Genomic DNA, 21,692 nt, shown 5'->3' with positions numbered 1-21,692 from the left:
TATATTGCCGACCAGACTGATCATTATTGAAATACTTAAAAATCAAGGTTTTTGGTAGTTCCTATTAAATATACTAGGGCTGTTGACATTTCGTCAAATAGTGCAGCGTTTTTCTCCCGGATTGTAATAAAAAGAGTACGTGAAACGAGGTTTAAAATGCTTGTTCGTGATATGCGGGCTGTACTTGGACTATAAGAAGGGTTCGTAATTAGCCAGTATTCACTGTCAGGGATGGAAGGGGGGGAGGAAGAGATAAAAAACGAATGGTAACTTTGACGACAGGAGTAACAGAGTACTTTCCTGCTATCGACATTGGACGAAATTGTTTTGACAGAGGAGTAAATGTAGCTTCATTTTATAAAAAAGAAAATACAAATATTAAAATGAACCATTCTCTAAGAATATAGAAAATGGTTCATTTTTGTTTCTGCAGTTTATTTTTTATTTTCTTCATAAGGTTCAATATGAATCAATGCGTGATTTATTCCGTATTCTTTGTAAAGGTATTCCTCAATATGCTCTGTGATAGCATGGCTGTCAACAACATTTAAGGTGGGGTCCACTAAAATAGTTATATCTAACAGCTCTTGATTGCCGTGAATACGGCCTTTAATATCAACAACCTCCCGTACATTTTTAAAGGTGCGGATAGCTTCCTTCATTTCATCTAATTTCTTATAATCAAATCCATCTGTCAGCGTAACAGTAGAATCTTTAAAAATATCCCATGCTGTTTTGCAGATGATTAATCCGACCAATATCGCTACAATCGGATCTAACCAAAATAGTCCGAATTGGGCTCCGATAATGCCGATAAATACGCCAATACTTACAAAAGCGTCTGAACGGTTATCCATTGCTGCCGCATAAAGTGCACTGCTTCCAATTTTTTTGGACAGTTTTAAATTATAACGGAAGACACCCAGCATAACGAATGCTGCGAATATAGCTACCCATGCTGTCAGCATATCAGGCTGTTCATAATCGGATGCGTAAAGTGTCCGGCCTGCAGTAAATATGACTTGAAGACCGATAAACATCATAATAAAAGCGGCAAATAGAGAAGCGATACTTTCTGCACGGTAATGGCCGTAGCGGTGGACGGAATCTGCAGGTTTGACCGCTATTTTTAATCCGACTAATACAGCAACAGAAGCAATAATATCGGTAAAGTTATTTAAACCGTCAGCGCGCAGCCCTTCTGAATTTCCGATAGAAGCAATATACAGTTTTAAAATAGCTAAAAAAACATAAGCAATAATACTGAGCCAAGCCCCTTTTTCTCCGGTTTTTAAGTTTTCATTATGATTATTCATCTTTAATCCCACCATATTCTAAAATTAACTAGAAATTTCCATACCATATTCAAGTTAGCTTATATAGTCTATCAAATCACTTGCTGGTGGGTCTAGAGAAAAATAACAGACCACAGGAAGAGTTATTGAGAGTTGTAAGCATATTTTCCTTTGGGAAACAATCATTGCTATGGCAGTATTTATTATTTCTTTTTATATATAAAATGATTCAGAAAATAAGGCGCTTGCATAGGTGAAAATAAACAAGAAAAAAATGGATAATATTTATAAGTTGAAATTTATTGAAAGTTTGTGCATAATGGGTAAAAGGCTTTAAGGGGGAACTTCCATGAAACAAGAAAAAGTCGTATACCGTTTTTTTCAGTATGTAGGAGAACCGTTAACAGCACGAAAAGAAATGGCATTTGAAGAGAAGCTTGCTGCTCAATTATTATTGGACGAACTTGTATTTAAATGGAACAAATCTCATTTAGAAGAAGAAATAAATCAAGCCATTGAAACAAATAATTATGTAGATTTTAAAAAATATAGTGAAGCTTATAAACAATATGTGTGGGAAGATTAACTATAAAGGTATAGGTGCCGGAAATTAAGTGCGCCTATACCTTTTTTATTTTAAATATGACCGTTGCATTTTTGCCCGTTCACAGTATAAAAATAGTTATGAAAGCATTTATGTCAACATCTCCTTTTACAGAAAAGACGGAATATAGGTTTTTTAAGAAATAATGTTAAATTTAAAAAATAGATGGGATTAACCAAATAAATCCATTATAATGCAAGTAAAGGAGGGGGATAAGGTGGACGCAAAATCGAGAAAGAAAATACAGCGCAGCTGGATGATGTACGATTTCGGGAATTCAGCTTTTGCAACAACGATGATGGCTGCAGTACTACCCGTTTATTATTCAACAGTAGCTGCATCAGGTCTGGATGATCATTTAGCAACAAGCTATTGGGGATATTCACAATCTATCTCTGTGCTGATTGTAGCTATTCTTGCACCGATACTTGGTGCCATCAGTGATTTTTCAGCAGCAAAGAAAAAATTTCTTCGTTTTTTCGCATTTATGGGGATTATTGCAAGTATTTTAATGATCTTCATCAGTGAAGGAGATTATTTACTGGCCTCTTTACTATTCATTATTGGCTCGATTGGATTTTCGGGCGGTAATATTTTTTATGATGGATTTTTACCGGAGATTGCTGAAAAAGAAGAGATGGACAAAGTATCATCAGGCGGTTTTGCCTATGGATATATTGGAGGCGGTATTTTATTAGCTGTTAATGTGATGATGATATTAAACCCACCCTGGTTCGGGATTCCTGATACAGAATGGGCAACCAGAATTTCGCTTGCTTCTGTAGGTATCTGGTGGCTGATTTTTACGATTCCGCTCCTGAAAAATATAAAAGAAGAGAAAAAAGAGAAAGTGAAGCGGGAAAAATCATATATAGCCATTGGTTTTTCCAGAGTCGGAAACACCTTCCGGGAGATAAAGCAATTTAAACAGCTGGCTATTTTCCTGATTGCATTTTGGCTTTATAATGATGGAATTTCTACCATCATCCGAATGGCAACGGTTTATGGAAGTGAGATTGGGATTGGTCAGAATGATTTGATCATTGCTTTATTGATTACCCAATTTGTCGGCATACCATTCACCTTCTTTTTCGGTTGGCTGGCAACAAAGATTACAGCAAAGAAAGCATTATTTATTACATTATACATTTATTTAGGGATTGTCATTATTGGTTATTTTATGAGCACTGCTCTTCATTTTTATATGCTGGCAATTATTGTAGGAATGGTTCAAGGAGGAGCACAATCATTGAGCCGATCCATTTTTGGACGTATGATACCAACTGGAAAGCATGCGGAGTTTTTTGGATTTTATGGTATTTCATCCAAGTTCGCGGCCGTAGTCGGCCCATTTATATTTGCGCTTATTGGACAAGTGACGGGAAACAGCCGCTTAGGCATTTTATCGCTTATTTTCTTCTTTATTATCGGAATCATTCTCTTGAAATTCGTGGATATTGATAAAGGAATAGAAGAGGCAAGGAGAGCTTCGAATAAAAAAGAGGAAGTCAATATACGCCCGCAATAAAGATAAGCACATGCTGTCTGGTTCAATACTACTCCCGGCATGTGCTTATTTTTATTATACAATTGGTACACTAAAGCGGTTTGTATCATAATTCGCTACAGGTGTGCCGGTATCATATGAAATATTGCCGATACGGCGGATGAGCTGCGCTTTTACTGATTCTCCACCTTCATTCCAATAATCCGTAACTAAAGGAAGCAGGCTGACGGCATCATTTAATGCATACGTATATAACTCTGCAAAGCTTTCCTCCCGTTTTTCTCCAGTAGCTGCATGCACCCACGGCTTATTTTCTTCATTAAGATAATCAATATTTTCATGGATGGGCTGATGAGAATAAGAACGGATAAAGGCTTTTAAGATTTTATTTTTCCAGCCGCCCGGGTCTGCAAAAAGTTTTTGAGCAGTAATCATATCCTGATAAGCAATCTGGATATCCTTCGTCTGAAAAGATAATTCGGGGTAAAACCTGCGGATAGCATCATCTAATATGTATAAAATGGATACAGGCAATGTGTCGCCAACATTGATTTCTGCATATGCCGGATGCTTCCACAGTTCCATTTTACGCGTGTCTAAAGCCATTTTCGTATCAATAAGGGTTTCCAACTTTTGATGCTTGCTGCCCTGATACCCGGCCCGGTAATGGATATAAGGGTGTGTATGACGGTCCAGCAGATGATGGGTGATAAAACCCGCCACATAGGCTTTTACTTCATCAGGCCCTTCCTGAGCCTGTTCAATCAGGTACATTAGAAAAGGGCCGCATTCTTTTGTGTGCAATGTGTTGCCGATTCCCTGTCCGGTCTTTTGACTGGAAAGCCATGGCCAGAATCGGTAATAAAAGAAAGGGTCAGGTCCTTGAGCGCCTAGAAAGAGAGTATGTCTGGAAGGGGAATGGTGGATATCCCAGGATAAAGCATTGCAAGCATCTTCTGCGAAAAAAATATGTGTCCAGATATTCGGCATGATTTATTCTTCCTTTCTTCAATTTAATTGGTATACGTAAAAATAGCGGATATTCTCTGGAAATATGCTTATTCTTATCATATCATGAAAAAGAAATCGAAAAAAATCAAAAAATTTGATACACTAGATATGATTCGAGGAAAAGTTCAAGGAGGAATTAGGATGGATTATCGTGTTGAAAGAGATACTATTGGGGAAATCAAGGTTCCGGCCGACAAATATTGGGGAGCGCAGACACAACGCAGTAAACAGAATTTCCCGATCGGTCAGGAAACAATGCCTGTCGAAATCATTAAAGCGTTTGCAATTTTAAAAAGAAGTACAGCTGTTGCCAACTTTGAACTGGGGTTAATGGAGGAAGAAAAAGCGGAAGCAATAAAATATGCTGCAGACCAAGTATTAGCAGATAAATTAAATGACCATTTTCCATTAGTAGTATGGCAAACAGGAAGCGGAACACAGTCAAATATGAATGTAAATGAAGTATTGGCGTATGTTGGTAATCAATGGCTGCAAGAGCAGGGGAGCGAGTTAAAACTTCATCCGAATGATGATGTAAATAAATCACAAAGTTCAAATGATACATACCCTACAGCGATGCATGTAGCAGCTGTATTGAAATTGGAAGATACCGTACTTCCTGCCGTGAAGCAACTCAAGGATACACTGGAAGAAAAACAAAATAAATTTACAGACATTGTAAAAATAGGACGGACCCACTTGCAGGACGCAACACCATTGACGCTGGGCCAGGAAATCAGCGGCTGGCACCGGATGTTAGAAAAATCATATACCATGGTTAAAGAGAGCAATGAACATCTGCGGGAGCTGGCTATTGGCGGAACAGCTGTCGGAACTGGTTTAAATGCACATCCGGATTTTTCAGAAAAGGTTTGTAAAGCTATTTCAGCATATACTGGTAAAACATTTATTTCTGCTAAAAACAAATTTCATGCATTAACGAGCCATGATGAGACGGTTTATGCGCATGGTGCGTTAAAGGGTCTTGCTGCAGACATGATGAAAATTGCTAATGATGTACGCTGGTTAGCGAGCGGACCGCGCTGTGGTATTGGAGAAATTACGATACCGGCAAATGAGCCTGGAAGCTCGATCATGCCAGGAAAAGTAAATCCGACACAAAGTGAAGCAGTAACGATGGTAGCGACACAGGTGATGGGAAATGATGCGGCAATCGGATTTGCTGCCAGTCAGGGGAATTTTGAATTAAACGTCTTCAAACCGGTGATTGCTTATAACTTCCTGCAATCCAGCCAATTGCTGGCAGATAGCATTCTTTCCTTTGATGAGCGCTGTGCGGTCGGAATTGAAGCGGATCTGGAGCAAATTGAGAAAAACCTGCATGGATCATTAATGCTAGTAACTGCTTTAAACCCGCATATCGGTTATGAAAATGCTGCAAAAATCGCCAAAACAGCATTTGCAGATAATGCAACATTAAAAGAGACAGCAGTTAAGCTTGGTTTATTGACTGCTGAACAATTTGACGAGTATGTAAGACCAGAACAAATGACACATCCCAAATAAGCTTAGAGAGCAGTACTTTTGAATACGAATATGAAGCAATGAAAAAGCTGAACCCATGCACAGGGTTCAGCTTTTTTAATTTCCAAAAATTAGCTATCATAAGTTGGGCGAAACTGCAGAAGATACTTGTACAGGAGGTGATAATCATGGCAAACAACAATTCAAACCAATTAGTAGTGCCTGGAGTACAACAAGCTCTTGATCAAATGAAATATGAAATCGCTCAAGAATTTGGTGTAAACCTTGGTGCAGATTCAACTTCTCGTGCAAACGGTTCTGTAGGTGGAGAAATCACAAAACGCCTAGTGCAGACTGCTCAACAACAAATGCATGGTAAATAATTTTATTAAATAAAATATTACTGGCTAAAAAGGGGAACTTATAATGAGTTCCCCTTTACCAATATCTCCTGTCTTAACGTATCCGCTGTTCACTCTCATTATCAAAGAAGTGAACCTTATTCATATCAAAGGAAAGCTCTAATTCATCCCCGCCTTGAATATCTGCACGAGAATCGACGCGCGCAACAAATTCCTGATTATTGATACTGGAATAAAGAATAGATTCTGCTCCCATCAATTCCGCAACCTCAATTTTAGCTGTCAGTTTAGACTCGGGAGAGGATTCTAAGAAGACTAATTCATCATGAATATCTTCCGGGCGAACGCCGATAGTCAGTTCTTTTCCTTCATAGCCCTGCTCTTTCAGCGGTGCAAGCTTTGGCTGCGGAATCAGGAAGGAATGATCACCGATTTGGAACTTGTCTCCCTGTAATGTGCCAGTAAAGAAATTCATAGATGGCGATCCGATAAACCCGCCTACAAAAATGTTTTCCGGTAAGTCATAAACATCCTTAGGAGCACCAACCTGCTGAATAACGCCATCTTTCATTACAACCAGTCTTGTTGCCATTGTCATTGCTTCGGTCTGGTCGTGAGTCACATAGATAGTCGTGGTTTGCAGACGCTGGTGCAGCTTTTGAATCTCTGCACGCATTTGCACACGCAATTTTGCATCCAGGTTAGATAAAGGTTCGTCCATCAGGAATACCTTGGCATCCCGGACAATCGCACGCCCTAAAGCAACACGCTGTCTTTGTCCGCCGGATAATGCTTTTGGTTTTCTGTCTAAGTATGCTTCTAATCCTAAAATTTTAGCTGCTTGATCAACACGCTTTTTGATTTCTTCTTTTTTAAATTTGCGAAGCTTAAGTCCGAATGCCATATTATCATATACATTCATATGAGGGTATAAGGCATAGTTTTGGAATACCATTGCGATATCTCGATCTTTTGGTGAAACATCATTCATTAATTTCTCATCAATATACAGTTCCCCGTCAGATATTTCTTCCAAGCCGGCAATCATACGCAATGTAGTTGATTTCCCGCACCCGGATGGCCCGACGAATACAATAAATTCCTTATCTTGAATATGTAGGTTGAAATCTTTTACCGCCAATACATCCTTATCGTATTTCTTTTGAATATGATTTAATTTTAATTCTGCCATGATGACATCTCCTTAAAATGATTTAGTGTTAAAACAAAATGAAAGCGTTTTTCTTATGTTTTTAATTTTACTGAAAAAGCTGTAAAAACAATATGGAGATGTTGCACAAAATTATGACTGGATATTGTGCATATTTGCTAAAATGGCTAAATAAACGGTAAATGCATTATCAAACTGCTTGATATCAATGCCTGTACTTTCATAAAATTTATCGAGACGATATTGCAGGCTGTTCCTGTGGATATATAAATTTTTTGCTGTTTCAGATACATTTAAATTACATTGAATAAACATTCGAATCGTTTCTAAAGCCTCCGGGTCTGTTAAAAACTCTTTCAAAATCCATTCACTTAATTGCTGCCGCTGCTTATGGGAAAGGATTTCAATAAGAAACGAAGGGTATACCTCGGTATAATCAATCACAGCCGTGTCCATTTTTCGAAAGCTTCTCTCTGCCATGGCGGTAATTTGTTCTATGCAGTCTGCCAAGTCTTTATCATTTTCTAAATAGGGGCCGATGAAAAACATGATTTTCACATATAATTCACCTGTTAATGTATCAGCGATCTGGTGATAAGTGATTCCCTCCTCTAAAAAGCTGGCCGGTTCCTCGATAATAAACCCTTCATTTGTATGATTCCATAATATAGATAAATCTCCTGAAAAAAATTCCTGTAACGTTTTTTTGAATACATTTGTATCAATGTGTCCTTGTTCGATTCGAAAAAAAATAAAACGGTAGCGCCCGGTTTTACCAAGGTTTTCGTCTTTTTGCCGGTGAATCCGTGCTTCCCATTGTTTTTCTTTAGGTGTTTGAATGGGCAATTGAATATGGTAAGAAGTCAGAAAAGTGCCCAGAAGGATTTTATCTCTCTCTGTTAATTCTTTATTATCAATACCAATAACGGTATTCTCTAATTTGTACCACTTAAAATCAGGATTCATTTCTTTCTGGTTTTTGGGAAGCTCTGTCAAACTGGGGTAAAGCTTCTTTAATCGTTGTAAATACAATCGTATTCCTCCTTTTAAGCTGAGACAGCAGTTTTATTGCATGCTGCTTTTATTATACTATGAAAAACACAGGATTTATTTTTTAATCCAGTAAATAGATATGGCTATACATACGTTAACAGCTTTGTTATAGTAGCAAGAGACGATGAAGGAGGAGTTATATTAATGTCAAATTTACAAGAACAAGCAAATCAATTAGAACAAGCACTTCGTGAAAGCAAAGAATTTCAGGATTTAAAACAAGCTTATGAAGCAGTAATGTCTGACGAAATTGCAAAGCAAATGTTTGAAAACTTCCGTGAAACACAATTAAACCTGCAGGAAAAGCATATGCAAGGTCAAGATATTTCTGAAGAAGAAATTGAAAAAGCAAGACAAATCGTTGAGACGGTTCAACAGCATGATGCCATCTCAAAATTAATGGAAGAAGAGCAGAAACTAAACAATGTGATTAATGAAATCTCTCAAACCATTACAAAACCATTAGAAGAACTTTATGGTGCAGCTGAATAAAAATGAATGGATAAATCCCTGCCGCTGCTTTACCTTTTGCAGCAGCAGGGATTTTAACTTTTTAACGATGAAAGAGCACCAGCTTAGCATTTGGGCTGACACATCGATGTGTATGCTCAGCGTACCCCTCTTTATCCAGTTTTTCTTTTCCGATTTCCTTTGCTTCTGCATGCGTGGAAGCATCAAATTGTGTATCAAGCAGTTTTTCTCCTGACTGTGAAAATACCGTTAAATAATATGTCCCCATCGAATGACCTCCTCCAAAATGTAATCGCTTTACTCTAAATTATAAAACAAATGAAATACTTCTTGCAATATATATGAATTAGTATTCATTTTTTGAAAGAAGTAAGAATGTTTATAAAAATAGCTGAAATTAATCGCTCCAATGGGTTTCATGGGGGGAGTAATCTTAGGCCCCAAAATACACACTTCGCTTCCCATGGGCCCGAGCCCATCTCCTTTAAAGAAGACATAGCGATTGGCAAGCCGACAGGCGCAGACAGAGCTAAAGTCGCACTTATGCCCAGGAGGTGAAAAGAAGACTTAATGATTGGCAAGCTGACAAGCGCAGCCAGAGTTAAAGTTGGGACTGCGATTACCAATGTTGTCAGGTTAATAAATTTTATATTTGTTACAGATGGGTAGTAATAAACTATCTAGCGGAGGAAAAATACGGAGACTCCTATGGGAAAGCGTAGTGGGAAGACCCCGCAGAAAAAAAGTGAACTTCTTTTTTTCGAGGAGGCTGAGCTCAAGCCCATGGAAAGCGTAGTATTTTTCCGTAGCGGCTATTAACCTGACAACATTGAGACCTGCGATTACTCGATCTATTAAAACCGTTGCTGCGATTACTCGCCCCATCGAAAACCGTTGCAGCAGACATCTTTATGGCAAGAACACTGGTTTTTTAAAAATCAAGTGGTGTTCTTGTCAAAATGATTTAGATAGAAGCGCCGGGGAGGTAATGATAGTAAACAGGATAGATATAATAAAAAAATGAAACGAATGGATATGTTTGTACGTATAACAAGTGGATGAATAAAAATTTGAAAAGTTATATGAACCTTTTGATTCGTTCAATTGTATAGTCAGCAGAAGGGAGAGAAGTATGTGCTAAAGCTATCAAATGTCACCAAGCGGTTTGGAAATCATACTGCAGTAAACAATTTATCTCTGGAAATTCCTGAAAGAGAAATGTTTGGATTTTTAGGCGGAAACGGCGCAGGCAAAACAACAACATTTCGTATGATTCTCGGATTGCTGGATAAAACATCCGGCGATATTACCTGGGACGGCGGCCCGATTTCTTATAATGAGAGTCATTTAATTGGATATTTGCCGGAAGAAAGAGGGCTGTATCCGAAATTAACGGTGAAAGAGCAAATTATTTATTTAGGACGGCTGCGGGGAATGAAAAAACAGGAGGTTCTTAAAAAGCTGGATGAATGGCTGGAACGGTTTAAAGTACCGGAGTACTTAGATAAAAAAGTGCAGGAGCTGTCTAAAGGGAATCAACAGAAAATACAGTTTATTTCTGCCGTGATTCATGAGCCTAAGCTGTTAATATTAGATGAGCCATTTTCTGGATTAGATCCTGTCAATGTAGAAATGCTGAAAAGTGCTGTCAAAGATTTAAAAAATCAGGGGACGTCGATTGTTTTCTCCTCTCACCAGATGGAGCATGTCGAGGAAATGTGCCAGCATATCTGTATTCTGCAAAAAGGAACGCCAGTTGTTCATGGTTCCTTGCGGGAAATCAAACACAGCTTCGGAAAGAAAAATCTTGATATTCGCGGTGATTTTTCAACGGCATTTTTAAAGAATTATCCAGGTGTGGCTTCTTATAAAGAACTGCCGGATGGGTGTGCATTGCAGATTGAGGATGAACAAATTGCACAAGATATATTTTCAGAGCTGCAAGGGAAAGGATTTGTCCGGAAATTTGAAATTGAAGAGCCTTCTTTAAATGATATCTTTATTGAAAAGGTAGGTGCTTCTTATGAATAAATTCTGGACGATTGTTGGTCATACGTATCTTTCGCGTGTGAAATCGAAATCATTTATTATTACAACGGCAATTACATTAGCTATTATTATTGGTTTCGCAAATATATCTTCTATTATTGATATGTTTTCAGGTGATGAAGAATCGGATCAAGTGCTTGTCATCGATGAATCCGGAATATACGGTGATTATTTGCAGGAGAAAGGGATAAGTGAAGGCACCGGAATTACCTTTGAGAATTTTGAAGGAACAGAGGAAGAAGCGAAGGATGCAGTCACCGCTGAAGAATATGATGGCTTGCTTGTCATTGCTGCCGATGAAAATAATCTGCCTGAAGGAGATTATTATGCGAATCGTATTGCGGAAACGGGCGAACAAGTAGAAATTGAGCAGATTCTGCAGCAGCTGAAGGTGGTTGTTGGAACACAGGAAGCGGGAATTGATCAGCAAACATTAGATATGATTTACGCTCCGGTGAGCCTCCAGACAGAGCAGCTGGATGACAGCGCCAGAACAGCGGAAGAAATGAATCAATCTCGGGGTCTGGTATATGTGATGCTATTTGTTCTGTACATGACCGTTCTTCTTTATGGACAGATGATTGCTACAGATGTGGCAACAGAAAAATCATCCCGCGTCATGGAGCTTCTTATCTCCAGTGCCCCGCCTATGATGCATATGTTTGGAAAGATTGTCGGGATTGGTTTGTTAGGGTTAACACAAATGATTATCCTGCTGGGCGGAGGTTACTTTGCCATTCAAGCAAATCAAGATTCTGCAGCAGGGGAATTTTTTGAAGTGATGGGAATTATGGATAATGATCCAGTTATTTACATTTATGCGATTGTCTTTTTCCTATTAGGCTATTTCCTCTATGCAACTCTGGCGGCCATGCTTGGATCGTTAGTCAGCCGGATCGAGGATGTCAATCAATTGATTATGCCGATGACAATGTTGATTGTCATTGCCTTTGTCATTGCAATGACAGGTTTGGGTATACCTGAATCAACATTGATTACGGTGACATCTTATATCCCATTCTTTACGCCGATGATAATGTTTTTACGTATCGGTATGCTCAATATCCCATTTTGGGAAATTGGTTTGTCCATCGGGATTATGATTGTAACGATTGCTTTGTTTGCTGCATTGGCAGCGCGTGTATACAAAGGCGGTGTGCTGATGTATGGTAAGTCGGGATCGTTAAAAGATTTGAAACGTGCCATCAATTTATCAAAGAAAGAATAGCTGCATGATTGATTTTAAAATAACCGCTTCGCCTGCGTGGCAGATGAAGCGGTTATTTTAAAGGTTAACGGGAAAGATAGTGATGGTTGAACCGGAAGTATTTATCAGCCGGATGATTTATACAAAGCAATAGAACCGGACTCTAAAAATAACTCCTGTTCAGGATACGTTTTATTTTGATTAATGATATAATGGACTTTTAAGCAGAAGTCTTCTGCATTGACATATATACGGTAGGGTGGTATATTAAAAGAGAAGATTAAAGGAGGGATACGATGGATTCCTTACATGAGCATACATTGAAACCAAGAACAGATGCCGAGAAAAAAGCAGTAACGAATCGTTTAAAACGAATTGAAGGTCAGGTCCGCGGTATTCAAAAGATGATTGATGAAGATAGATACTGTGTAGATATTCTTGTTCAAATCAGTGCAATCAATTCCGCGTTAAAACGAGTTGGATTTGAAGTTGCTGAACGTCACATCAAGCATTGTGTCAGCGATGCTGTAAAATCTGGAGAAGGCGATGAAGCAATTGACGAACTGATGGATGTGTTGAATCAGTTTACAAAATAATAAATAAATCATGGTAAAAGTCTACACGTACAGTAGGCTTTTTTTATGTGCCTGAGAATATTCAACGGATAGAACGTGCATTCTGTTATTGGCTCTGTTAAAATAAGGATATCATAAAATTGGGAGTGGAGACAGTGAATGCAGCAGTTACTTTTATTCATGCAGCTGATTTACATTTAGACAGCTTATTTAAAGGCCTGAGGCATGTGCCTGCCAATCTATTTAAAGAAATTCAAGAAAGCACATTTACTGCTTTGAATCACCTGGTTGATGAAGCGATAAACAATAAGGTAGATTTTGTTTTATTAGCAGGTGATCTGTACGATCAAGAATCACAAAGCTTAAAAGCGCAAATAAGACTGCGACGCGCATTCGAAAGGCTGGCGGATGAAAATATTGCAGTATTTTTATCCTATGGAAATCATGATTTCAGAAAAGGAGATTCCTTTGATGTGGAATACCCCGGCAATGTATATATCTTTCCTGAGGAATCCGTAACGTGTATCCCTTTTTATAAGAATGGAGAAGCGGCTGCGGCTATATACGGATTCAGCTATGAAAATAGAGCGGTATATGAAAATAAATCTTCAGAATATGAGCGGACAGGGGAGGAATTTCCATTTCACATCGCTATGCTGCATGGCAGTGTGGCAACAAATACAGAGCATGACTCCTATGCGCCATTCCAGCTGAAAGACCTGTTAAACAAACGCATGGATTATTGGGCGTTGGGCCATATACATAAACGGCAGCATCTCCATGCGGATCCTCCGGTTATTTATCCGGGCAATATACAAGGGAGGCATCGAAAGGAGACAGGAGAAAAAGGCTGTTATCTGGTTAACTTAAGCAGACATCAGGTAAAGCAAACCTTCTTGCCGCTTCAGGCAATTCGTTATGAAGAAGCACAGGTGGACATTCGGGATTGTCTCACTCCTTCTCAAGCAGAAAAAGCCATTATGAGGCAATTGCCGGAACACAGTGTCCCAAACTTATTGTATTTGAACATAACTGCAAGAGAAAATGAGGCATTTGCTCCGGATGATATCCTTGTTCAAGAGTTAGTTGAAGTGATAAATGAATCTTTAACAGAAGTTTTTCCATGGCAGTATATTTATCGTTATCAGCTTGTTTTGGAGGAGGAATCAGCTCAGCTGAAAGACGCTTTTTTAGAGGATATATTAAAAGAAGCTGATATGGCATTTATTCAGGAAGGATTAAATGAAATTTATCATCACAAGGATGCGCGAAAGTTTTTATCCCCTCTGTCGGAGGAGGAGGAACAGACGATTAAATCGGATGCTTATAAGCTGCTGAATACGTTATTGAGGAAGGAGAGAGCAAGGTGAGAATAAAGGAAATTACGATTTACGGGTTTGGCAGATGGGTCGACCAGACTTTCTCCTTCTCTGGTTCTAATCTGATAATCCTTCTAGGCGATAATGAAGCCGGGAAAACAACCCTGCATCAATTTATTTTATATATGCTTTTTGGAATGTCCAAAAAGCAATGTGATTTTTATCGTCCCAAAACCAGCAGTAAATTAGGAGGAAGGATGATATTAGAGCATCCTGCGGAAGGGAATGTAATGATTGAACGGTTGGATGCATCAGAGGTCAGGTGCTTTGATAACGTTGGAGCGGAAAGAGACATGACCTGGTTCGGAGCTTTTTTGGGAAATATGAATCTGGAAACCTTTCAATCGATTTATTCCTTTTCCAATCAAGATTTAACCGTGATGCAGGATATGAATGAATCGGATATCAGCGAGCTTCTATTAAGTGTTGGTTTAACGGGTTCAGCAGCGATTTATAAAGTGGAAAAGAAGCTGCAGGCAGAGCTGCAGAAGCAATTTAAGCCTTCTGGCACCAAGCCGGTTATCAATGAAAAACTAAGTGCGTTACGAACCAAAGATAAACAGACTGGGGAAAGCAAGCAGCTGGAAAAATCATATAAAGAACAAATAGAAAAAATGCGTGCATTGGAAAATAAACATAGGTTGAAAAAAGAGCAGATTGCAGAGAAAAATGAACAGCTGGAAAGAGAAAAGCAGCTGGAAAAAATACTGCCTATACGAAAAGAAATGCTTCGTGTTTCCAAAGAATTACAAAAACTGGCGGATGTCCGTGATTTTCCATTAGATCATCAGGAGCAAATAGAGACAATCCATGCAGATATGAATCAGGCAGACAGAGAAATCAGCTCCCATCAGGCTACCTTAGATACGTATATGGAGAAAAAACAAGAATTAGAAACGATTACCCTTCAGGACGGGGAAAAAGAAAAATTAAACCATTTACTGAATCAAAAAGCAGAAATAACCTTTATGATAGAACGAAGGAAAACGTTGAAAGAGGACTATCATTATAAAGCCCGTGAAATTACAGAGATGATTCAGGAAAAGCAGGTTCGTATAACTGCTGAGGATTTAGAACAGCTGGAATTACCGTTTTATCTTGAAAAGGAATGGGCGGCATTACGTGAAGAGCTGGGAAATGTACAAAAAAGCATCGCTGATAATCAACAGCAGAAAGACCATTTGGCCCAGGAAAAAGCACGAATGGAGGAGGAGCATCAGCAAGCAGAAAAAGAACTGCTTGCTGATGTGCATGTAGATGAATTAAAGCAGCGGATCCAAGCTTATCATCAGACCAATCAACGGAGCGAAACGCAGCACCAGTATATGTATCAGATGCTGGGTCAAATGATAGAAGAGAAGCAGAAGCAAACAAAAAGATTTACAGCTGTTGGAATAGGAATTGCCTTGGCAGCAGCCTTTATTGGGTATGCAGGAAGCATACCGTGGCTTTTTTTATTCAGCCTGGCAGGCGGAATTGGTATATATTATTTCCGGCACGTACAACAGCAGGATACCCAAAAATTAAAACTTCAGCAGGAAAGCTGGCAGACCAGCCCCTCTGAACAAGAAATGGATGTGACAGAAGCGGAATATCTGGAAGCGCAGGAAATTTTGGAAAGGCAGCAGATATTGCGCAGTAAGCTTTCTGCTTTAAATGAGAGGTTGCGAGAAACGATTCATCAGCTAAAAGTGAAGGATACGGCTGAATCTAATCTAATGAAGCAGCAAAATAAATTAGAAGAGGGCAGGCGGAAGCAGCAAAATCACTATCCATTTTTAGAATCCATCGACGTCTTTTATTGGCAGGATATTTACCATTTATTACAAAAGCTGCTTCAGCTGACGAATGAAAAGCAGCATATCTATACAGAATTAGTCAGAGTAAAAGAACGGATAGAGCAGTTTTCAGACCAGGCCAAGAGTTGGCTGGAGCATAAAGGGCTGGCCGGGGAGACTCGAATGGATGAAATACTGCATGCCCTTGAAGAAATAGAACAGCAAGAACAACAGCACCAGCATGAGCTTCAGCAGCTGAAACAATTTATAAAGGACACCAGCAATAAACAGGCAGCTTTCATCCAAAAAAGAAACCATGATAAGAAAGAAATAGATAAGCTGTTAAACATGGCAGGAGTGGAGTCTGTAGAAGTTTATTTTGAAAAGCAGACAAGAAAAGAGCAGTATAATAAACTGTACGCCAGGCAAGAAGAACTGAGAGAAAGAATCCATATCATGCTTCCAGAGAAATGGCAGCAGGAATGGACAACTGATTCCATAGAGGATGCTGACCATTATAAAAAGAAAAAGGAATTAGAATTGGCATTAGCGGATGAGGAAGAAGCGTTAGAACAATTAAAGAGCCAGCAGGCAGAGCAGAAATTACGAATCGAACAGCTGGAATCTACGGAGGATATATCCTTGCAAATGCACCAGCTGGCAATGGAGAAGGAAGAACTGGAGGACTTGGTCAGAACCTGGGCAGTACAAAAAACAGCTTTACGGATGCTGGCCGCTGCGAAAAGCCAATACAAGGATAAATACTTGTCGCTTGTAATTGAAACCGCCCAAATCTATTTTAAAGAGATTACTAGAAATCAATATGATACAATATATTCACCTGCAGCAGAACAGCCTTTTCAAGTAGAAAACAGCAGGGAAAAACGACGATTTCGCGTGGAGGAGCTTTCTCAGGGAACAAGAGATCAGCTTTATATTTCCCTGCGGCTTGCGATTAATGAGGTGATGGCAAAAGCGAGCGGTCTGCTATTTCTGATGGACGATGTTTTAGTACATTTTGACGGGAAACGCTCAGAACGTATGCAACAGATACTGGAGCGGATGGCGGAAAATCAGCAGGTTATTATATTTACATGCCATAGAGAGCTGGCTGAAGCTGCAAATGGAGAAATCATTCATCTTAATGCTGGAGATGCTTGATTTGGAGGGAGGAAAAAAATGAAAAAAGGAATCGCATATTTAACAGTCGGTGATAAATTTGAAGGATTTTTATTGATCAATGATGCTACGAAGGGTACGACCAGCAACGGAAAACCATTTTTAACGTTAATGCTGCGAGATGAATCTGGCGAGATAGAATCGAAGCTGTGGGATGCCACCAAAGAGGATGAAGAGAACCTTGTCGGTGAGCAGATTATCCATGTAACGGGAGATATTAATCAATTTCGCGGGAAAAATCAATTACGCATTCATTCTATCCGCTTATCCCAGGAAACAGATCAGGTTCAAGTCAGTGATTTTGTCGGTAAGGCTCCCGTAGGCAAAGAAGAGCTGGGAGAAAAGCTGACAGAAGCTATTTTTGAAATGAAGAACCCGACGTTGCAGCGTATTGTGCGGGGGTTTGTAAAAAAATATCAGCATGAATTACTTATTTATCCGGCTGCTGCGAAAAACCACCATGATGTCGCATCAGGACTCGCCTATCATATTGTCAGCATGGTGGGGATTGCCCGGCAGCTTCATGAGCTGTATCCTTCCATCAATAAAGATTTATTATATGCAGGTATTATCTTGCATGATATCGGAAAAATAAAGGAATTATCCGGGGTCGTGTCAACAACATATACGCTGGAAGGAAAATTGCTTGGACATATTACCATTATGGTAGAAGAGATAGCAGAAATGGCGAAGGAGCTGCAAGTAGAGGATAAGGAAGAGGTGCTTATTTTACAGCACTTGATTTTAAGTCATCATGGAAAAGCAGAATGGGGGAGTCCGAAGCCTCCAATGGTCAAGGAAGCTGAACTGCTGCATTTAATTGATTTGATTGATGCAAAAATGAATATGCTGGATAAAGCACTGGATAAGGTGCAGCCGGGCGAATTTACAGAACGGCTTTTTGCGATGGACAACCGCTCTTTCTACAAGCCTTCCTTTGAGTAGCCCTTAAAAAATATTGAATCCCTCGGATCGCTGTGAAGATTATGTCATTTTCTATTTACTTGTTCATATATATTTATTAAGGAGTGGACAAGGGGGATTTAAGATGAGCTCGATTCCAATTTGGGTCTTAGCAGTGGTTTTGTTAATTTTATTCAGCGGATATATGGCAGTGCGTGCGTTTTTAGCTGAAAGAAAGCTGGATAGGCAGTTTATTGAACGTGAAGGTAAGATATATATGGAACGTATTCAAAAGGAACGATTGAAAAAAAGAGAGCAGTAATAAAGTAAAAAAATCGCTACCCATTTTCAAAATGGATAGCGATTTTTTTTATTGTTCAGATTCCGTGTCTTCTGCAGGCTGCTCTTCTTCAGAAGGCTGTTCAAATAAATCTTCAAGTCCTTCAGCAGAGATATCTACATTCGCATCTTCAATTAAATTTTGAAGTTTTGCTTGAATGTCCTCCTGATTTGCTTGTTGAAGAACGAGCTCGCTTCTTAATTCATCCTTTAATTCTTCAAAGTCGCCAATGGTTTCTTCTTTTTCACGTACATCATTTACTTTGATAATATGGAAGCCAAATTGAGATTGCACAGGGTCGCTTATTTCACCTGGTTCCATAGAGAATGCAACTTCTTCAAACTCAGGAATCATATCGCCGGCAGAGAAGTAACCAAGATTACCGCCGTCTTCTGCACTGCCATCCGTTGAGTATTCAGAAGCAAGGTCTTCAAACTCTTCCCCATCATCTAATTTTTCTTTTACTTCATTTGCTGTTTCTTCATCCTGCACAAGAATATGCTGTGCATCTACTTCTGAATTCTTTCTGTCATAGTAATCCTTCAGCTCTTCATCCGTAATTTCCATATCTTCAGAAATAGCGGCTTCTTGAAGCATACCTACATAGACTAAATCTCTAAGTTCTTCTTCATCACCGAATTGCTGAGCCACCATGGAATCAAATTCATCTTCACCAAGTTCATTTTTCATGGTATCGATTTCTTCATCTACTTGCTCGTCAGTCACTTCGTATTGGTCTTCTAAAACTTTTATGGTAACAAGCTCTTCAAGAACAGCTTCCCCATTACGTTCTTTTAATTCATCATAAAACTCTTCTTTTGTGACGTCGCCTGCGTCTGTTGTTGCGACCACTTCATCGTCGGAAGAATTACATGCAGCCAATGCAAGCACACTGGCAGATATTGTTGCTGCTAAAGTCCATTTTTTCATGTCTGATATACACCTCTACTCTTTTCTCATCTTGCTATTATTGTTTACCATGATTAATATATCATACTTTTCCAGTTTAAATAATTATTTTCAACTTTTTACTAAAAAATCACATTAAACTGTCACATTTAAAACACGCAGATAAGAACAAACTAGCATAGCTACCAATATCATATTCGTAACCCGGTCCATTCTTTCTGATTTTTGCTTGGAAAGCTCCATTTTTGTACTTAAAGCACTAATCATCACATTAAAAATAAGTAATATAAAAAAACCAAAAATGATATAAAAAATAGCCATGTTCTATGTACGCCCCTTTACAATAATGCTACTTCTCTAACTCTATCAAAAACAAATCGCATTGAACAGTCATAAAGCGCAACTTAATGGAGTAAAACACGATTTTCTCTTCCTGAAAAAACATATTTTTATAATTGCGATAGAGAGAGGCTGCGGTCACGCATGCTGTAATAAAGTAAAAAAAGCTTTTACCAGCGGAAATTTGCCAGCAAAAGCTTTCTTTCTATGAATTGGCATTTGTGTTTTTTAGTTTTTCTTCTAATTCACGAATACTTGATTCAATTTGTTCCAGTGACTGGTGAATATTATCCTGCTGAGGTTCTACAGCGTTTTTCCAGTCTTCAACGGATTTTCGCATTTCTTCCGTCAATTCTTTGACTAAAACAGCACCTTCTTTAGAAGTTCGAAGCAGCTGCTCTTTGATTCGAATGCTGTCTTCTTTTAAATTCATCAATAGTTCTTTTAATTCTAAGGATTGATTTTTGACTCTTACACGAACATCCTTGCCTGATTCAGGTGTGCTTAATAGTGCAATGCCAGCACTGACAGATGCTCCAACGATAAAACCCAGGGTTAATGATTTTTTCTTAGACATAATAGGAAATGCACTCCTTTCTTCTTTCACATATACCTTTTCCTTTTACGATATGTACTTAAACATCTTCCTGCAAAATAAATGCAATATACATATTATAGGAAAAAGAATCAATTTCTGCTAGTATGAATGTTTTTTTACTATCTTTATTTTAACACAAAATAGATAAGATATGATAAATATACTTTTTTAGAATGGAAAAAGCATTCGCTCCAATTTAAAATGGAACGAATGCCTTGGAAGACAAGGAAGAGCTGAAAGTTTTTTTGCTTTCTGATCTTCTTTACGAAACCGCAGCTACTTTGCTTCGCTTCATAATCCCCTCTACAATTGGATAAACAACCAGCATGATAACGGTATTCATTACTGCTGCTGGAAGAACAACAGCTGCAAATAAAGCAAGAAAACCGCCTTCTAAGAATCCTAAGAAGAAAAGCGCAACAGATAAAAAGATACTGCCGCTGATCAATGTCCCGGCAAATGTTAGTACAGAAGCTGTTACTTTTGTATTCATCTGCTTTCTTACCAGCAAAAATAACAGAAAGAAAGCAACTGCTGTCAGCGGTTTATCAATCAGGTTGGCAATTTGTCCTCCCGGAGCCGCTGTGGTCAATGCGGAAATAGCGCCTGTTGCAAATGCAAGCAGAATAACATAATTCCATTTAGGGAATAAAATAATACCTAAAAACATCATTGCCAGCATCATATCAGGCTTTACTCCAAATAATAGCGGGGGCATTACAAAATGCAGTACGGTTCCGATACTTACCAAAAGGGCAAGAATGGTTAAAATTTTTGTCTTCATTACTTAACTCTCCTCTACTTTTCTATACTCTGCTTTCCGGCTGTGCGCTCATCGCCAGCCGCGAAAGGTTATTGTCAGTATATCAAATGCTGTTAAAAATAAAAAGAACGAAATGAACGGTTTTTAGTGCTTGATTTGCTCATTGATTGCTTTTGCAACCGCCTGTAAATCATCTGATGTGTAATCCTCTGTATGCGTTATCCAATTTGGTGTGTACCCGTCTCCATCGCCGTAGCGCGGAATTAAATGAACGTGCAGATGGAAGACAGACTGCTCAGCTGCCGGTTCGTTATTATTAAGCAGATTGATTCCTAATGGCTGATAGGCATCGCGAATAGCGTTAGCAATAACGGGTATTCTACTGAATAATTCTTTTGCTGTTTCTGACGGTGTTTCATAAATATTCTTCGTGTGTTCTTTAGGAATAACAAGTGTATGCCCTTTAGTTACTTGACTGATATCGAGGAAAGCATATACCTTATCATCCTCGTAAACTTTGGCAGAGGGAATGTCTCCATCGATAATTTTGCAAAAAATACAATCTTCATGTGCCATCTTTTGTTCCTCCCTATCTAATTTAAAATGTAATCTTTTATCTATTGTATAGAGTTGGACCGGGTAAAGTAAAGGGTTCTGTATTAAACTTGTTAAAGGATGTCTAAAAAACTTCCCGTAATTTGTAGAACGGTTCAT

Annotated in this window: 22 protein-coding genes; 12 read left to right on the top strand and 10 right to left on the bottom strand. The window is 38.7% G+C overall.

All coding sequences use genetic code 11. The features are described 5' to 3' along the window. Positions 1-434 precede the first annotated feature (434 nt). On the bottom strand, positions 435-1,316 hold the full coding sequence (locus MKY65_RS14100) for a cation diffusion facilitator family transporter (RefSeq protein WP_339177821.1): 882 nt from the start codon (positions 1,314-1,316) through the stop codon (positions 435-437). Between the two features lie 328 nt (positions 1,317-1,644). Here MKY65_RS14100 and MKY65_RS14095 point away from each other — a divergent pair, with 328 nt between their 5' ends. Together MKY65_RS14095 and MKY65_RS14090 are read left to right on the top strand one after the other, a co-directional pair. After that, positions 1,645-1,881: an IDEAL domain-containing protein gene (locus tag MKY65_RS14095; protein WP_042534671.1), complete on the top strand. Its 237-nt coding sequence runs from the start codon at positions 1,645-1,647 to the stop codon at positions 1,879-1,881. A gap of 235 nt (positions 1,882-2,116) precedes the next feature. Beyond that, positions 2,117-3,427 carry an MFS transporter gene (locus MKY65_RS14090; protein WP_339177817.1) on the top strand — a complete coding sequence of 437 codons (1,311 nt, stop codon included), beginning with the start codon at positions 2,117-2,119 and terminating at the stop codon, positions 3,425-3,427. 54 nt (positions 3,428-3,481) lie between these two features. Here the strand turns inward: MKY65_RS14090 and MKY65_RS14085 are convergent, their stop codons facing one another. Next, on the bottom strand, positions 3,482-4,396 hold the full coding sequence (locus MKY65_RS14085; RefSeq protein WP_339177815.1) for a zinc dependent phospholipase C family protein: 915 nt from the start codon (positions 4,394-4,396) through the stop codon (positions 3,482-3,484). Between the two features lie 162 nt (positions 4,397-4,558). Here MKY65_RS14085 and fumC point away from each other — a divergent pair, with 162 nt between their 5' ends. Both fumC and MKY65_RS14075 read left to right on the top strand, forming a co-directional pair. Continuing rightward, positions 4,559-5,944 (top strand): class II fumarate hydratase, encoded by a 1,386-nt coding sequence (gene fumC / locus MKY65_RS14080; RefSeq protein WP_339177813.1) that lies wholly within the window; start codon positions 4,559-4,561, stop codon positions 5,942-5,944. Positions 5,945-6,090: 146 nt separating this feature from the next. Continuing rightward, the gene (locus tag MKY65_RS14075; RefSeq protein ID WP_040981996.1) at positions 6,091-6,285 is read left to right on the top strand and encodes an alpha/beta-type small acid-soluble spore protein; all 195 of its coding nucleotides are present in this window, start codon (positions 6,091-6,093) and stop codon (positions 6,283-6,285) included. Positions 6,286-6,358: 73 nt separating this feature from the next. On the opposite strand, the gene ugpC is transcribed toward MKY65_RS14075, so the two are convergent. After that, positions 6,359-7,456, bottom strand: a complete 1,098-nt coding sequence (gene ugpC, locus MKY65_RS14070) for a sn-glycerol-3-phosphate ABC transporter ATP-binding protein UgpC (protein ID WP_339177808.1) — start codon at positions 7,454-7,456, stop codon at positions 6,359-6,361. Positions 7,457-7,567: 111 nt separating this feature from the next. Then, a complete protein-coding gene (locus MKY65_RS14065) occupies positions 7,568-8,467 on the bottom strand; it encodes a helix-turn-helix domain-containing protein (RefSeq protein ID WP_339177807.1) in 900 nt (299 codons plus the stop codon). Between the two features lie 165 nt (positions 8,468-8,632). Here MKY65_RS14065 and MKY65_RS14060 point away from each other — a divergent pair, with 165 nt between their 5' ends. Continuing rightward, the gene (locus MKY65_RS14060; RefSeq protein ID WP_042534660.1) at positions 8,633-8,980 is read left to right on the top strand and encodes a YlbF family regulator; all 348 of its coding nucleotides are present in this window, start codon (positions 8,633-8,635) and stop codon (positions 8,978-8,980) included. Between the two features lie 61 nt (positions 8,981-9,041). On the opposite strand, the gene MKY65_RS14055 is transcribed toward MKY65_RS14060, so the two are convergent. Next, entirely contained in the window at positions 9,042-9,227 is a 186-nt protein-coding gene (locus MKY65_RS14055) for a YhzD family protein (RefSeq protein ID WP_042534658.1), read from the bottom strand. A gap of 866 nt (positions 9,228-10,093) precedes the next feature. Here MKY65_RS14055 and MKY65_RS14050 point away from each other — a divergent pair. The 7 genes from MKY65_RS14050 to MKY65_RS14020 all read left to right on the top strand — a co-directional run bounded on the left by MKY65_RS14050 (position 10,094) and on the right by MKY65_RS14020 (position 18,351). Next, positions 10,094-10,990 (top strand): ABC transporter ATP-binding protein, encoded by an 897-nt coding sequence (locus MKY65_RS14050; RefSeq protein ID WP_339177803.1) that lies wholly within the window; start codon positions 10,094-10,096, stop codon positions 10,988-10,990. Continuing rightward, positions 10,983-12,236, top strand: coding sequence for an ABC transporter permease (locus MKY65_RS14045; RefSeq protein ID WP_339177801.1), 1,254 nt, complete (start codon positions 10,983-10,985; stop codon positions 12,234-12,236). Before MKY65_RS14050 ends, MKY65_RS14045 begins: the two co-directional genes overlap by 8 nt. A 275-nt stretch (positions 12,237-12,511) precedes the next feature. Next, complete coding sequence (locus MKY65_RS14040) at positions 12,512-12,811, top strand: metal-sensing transcriptional repressor (RefSeq protein WP_042534650.1); 300 nt, start codon at positions 12,512-12,514, stop codon at positions 12,809-12,811. A 134-nt stretch (positions 12,812-12,945) separates the two neighbouring features. Next, positions 12,946-14,160, top strand: a complete 1,215-nt coding sequence (locus tag MKY65_RS14035; protein WP_339177799.1) for a DNA repair exonuclease — start codon at positions 12,946-12,948, stop codon at positions 14,158-14,160. Next, entirely contained in the window at positions 14,157-17,108 is a 2,952-nt protein-coding gene (locus tag MKY65_RS14030; protein WP_339177796.1) for an AAA family ATPase, read from the top strand. The genes MKY65_RS14035 and MKY65_RS14030 overlap by 4 nt, the downstream gene beginning before the upstream one ends. Positions 17,109-17,126: 18 nt before the next feature. Further along, complete coding sequence (yhaM, locus tag MKY65_RS14025) at positions 17,127-18,071, top strand: 3'-5' exoribonuclease YhaM (protein WP_339177793.1); 945 nt, start codon at positions 17,127-17,129, stop codon at positions 18,069-18,071. 103 nt (positions 18,072-18,174) lie between these two features. Continuing rightward, positions 18,175-18,351 carry a sporulation YhaL family protein gene (locus MKY65_RS14020; protein WP_339177790.1) on the top strand — a complete coding sequence of 59 codons (177 nt, stop codon included), beginning with the start codon at positions 18,175-18,177 and terminating at the stop codon, positions 18,349-18,351. Positions 18,352-18,399: 48 nt separating this feature from the next. On the opposite strand, the gene MKY65_RS14015 is transcribed toward MKY65_RS14020, so the two are convergent. The 5 genes from MKY65_RS14015 to MKY65_RS13995 all read right to left on the bottom strand — a co-directional run bounded on the left by MKY65_RS14015 (position 18,400) and on the right by MKY65_RS13995 (position 21,692). Beyond that, positions 18,400-19,299 carry a peptidylprolyl isomerase gene (locus MKY65_RS14015; protein WP_339177789.1) on the bottom strand — a complete coding sequence of 300 codons (900 nt, stop codon included), beginning with the start codon at positions 19,297-19,299 and terminating at the stop codon, positions 18,400-18,402. Positions 19,300-19,413: 114 nt separating this feature from the next. Next, entirely contained in the window at positions 19,414-19,599 is a 186-nt protein-coding gene (locus tag MKY65_RS14010) for a hypothetical protein (protein WP_042534637.1), read from the bottom strand. A gap of 223 nt (positions 19,600-19,822) precedes the next feature. After that, positions 19,823-20,194 carry a YtxH domain-containing protein gene (locus MKY65_RS14005; RefSeq protein ID WP_042536304.1) on the bottom strand — a complete coding sequence of 124 codons (372 nt, stop codon included), beginning with the start codon at positions 20,192-20,194 and terminating at the stop codon, positions 19,823-19,825. A 283-nt stretch (positions 20,195-20,477) separates the two neighbouring features. Continuing rightward, the gene (locus MKY65_RS14000; RefSeq protein ID WP_042534635.1) at positions 20,478-20,999 is read right to left on the bottom strand and encodes a tryptophan transporter; all 522 of its coding nucleotides are present in this window, start codon (positions 20,997-20,999) and stop codon (positions 20,478-20,480) included. Positions 21,000-21,122: 123 nt separating this feature from the next. Continuing rightward, on the bottom strand, positions 21,123-21,692 hold the full coding sequence (locus MKY65_RS13995) for an HIT family protein (RefSeq protein WP_339177782.1): 570 nt from the start codon (positions 21,690-21,692) through the stop codon (positions 21,123-21,125).

Origin of the sequence: Oceanobacillus sp. FSL W7-1293 (assembly GCF_037969815.1) — a bacterium.
GTDB lineage: Bacteria > Bacillota > Bacilli > Bacillales > Amphibacillaceae > Oceanobacillus > Oceanobacillus oncorhynchi.
Note: the sequence above shows the minus strand (reverse complement) of the source record. Positions and strands in the feature narration are given on the sequence as shown.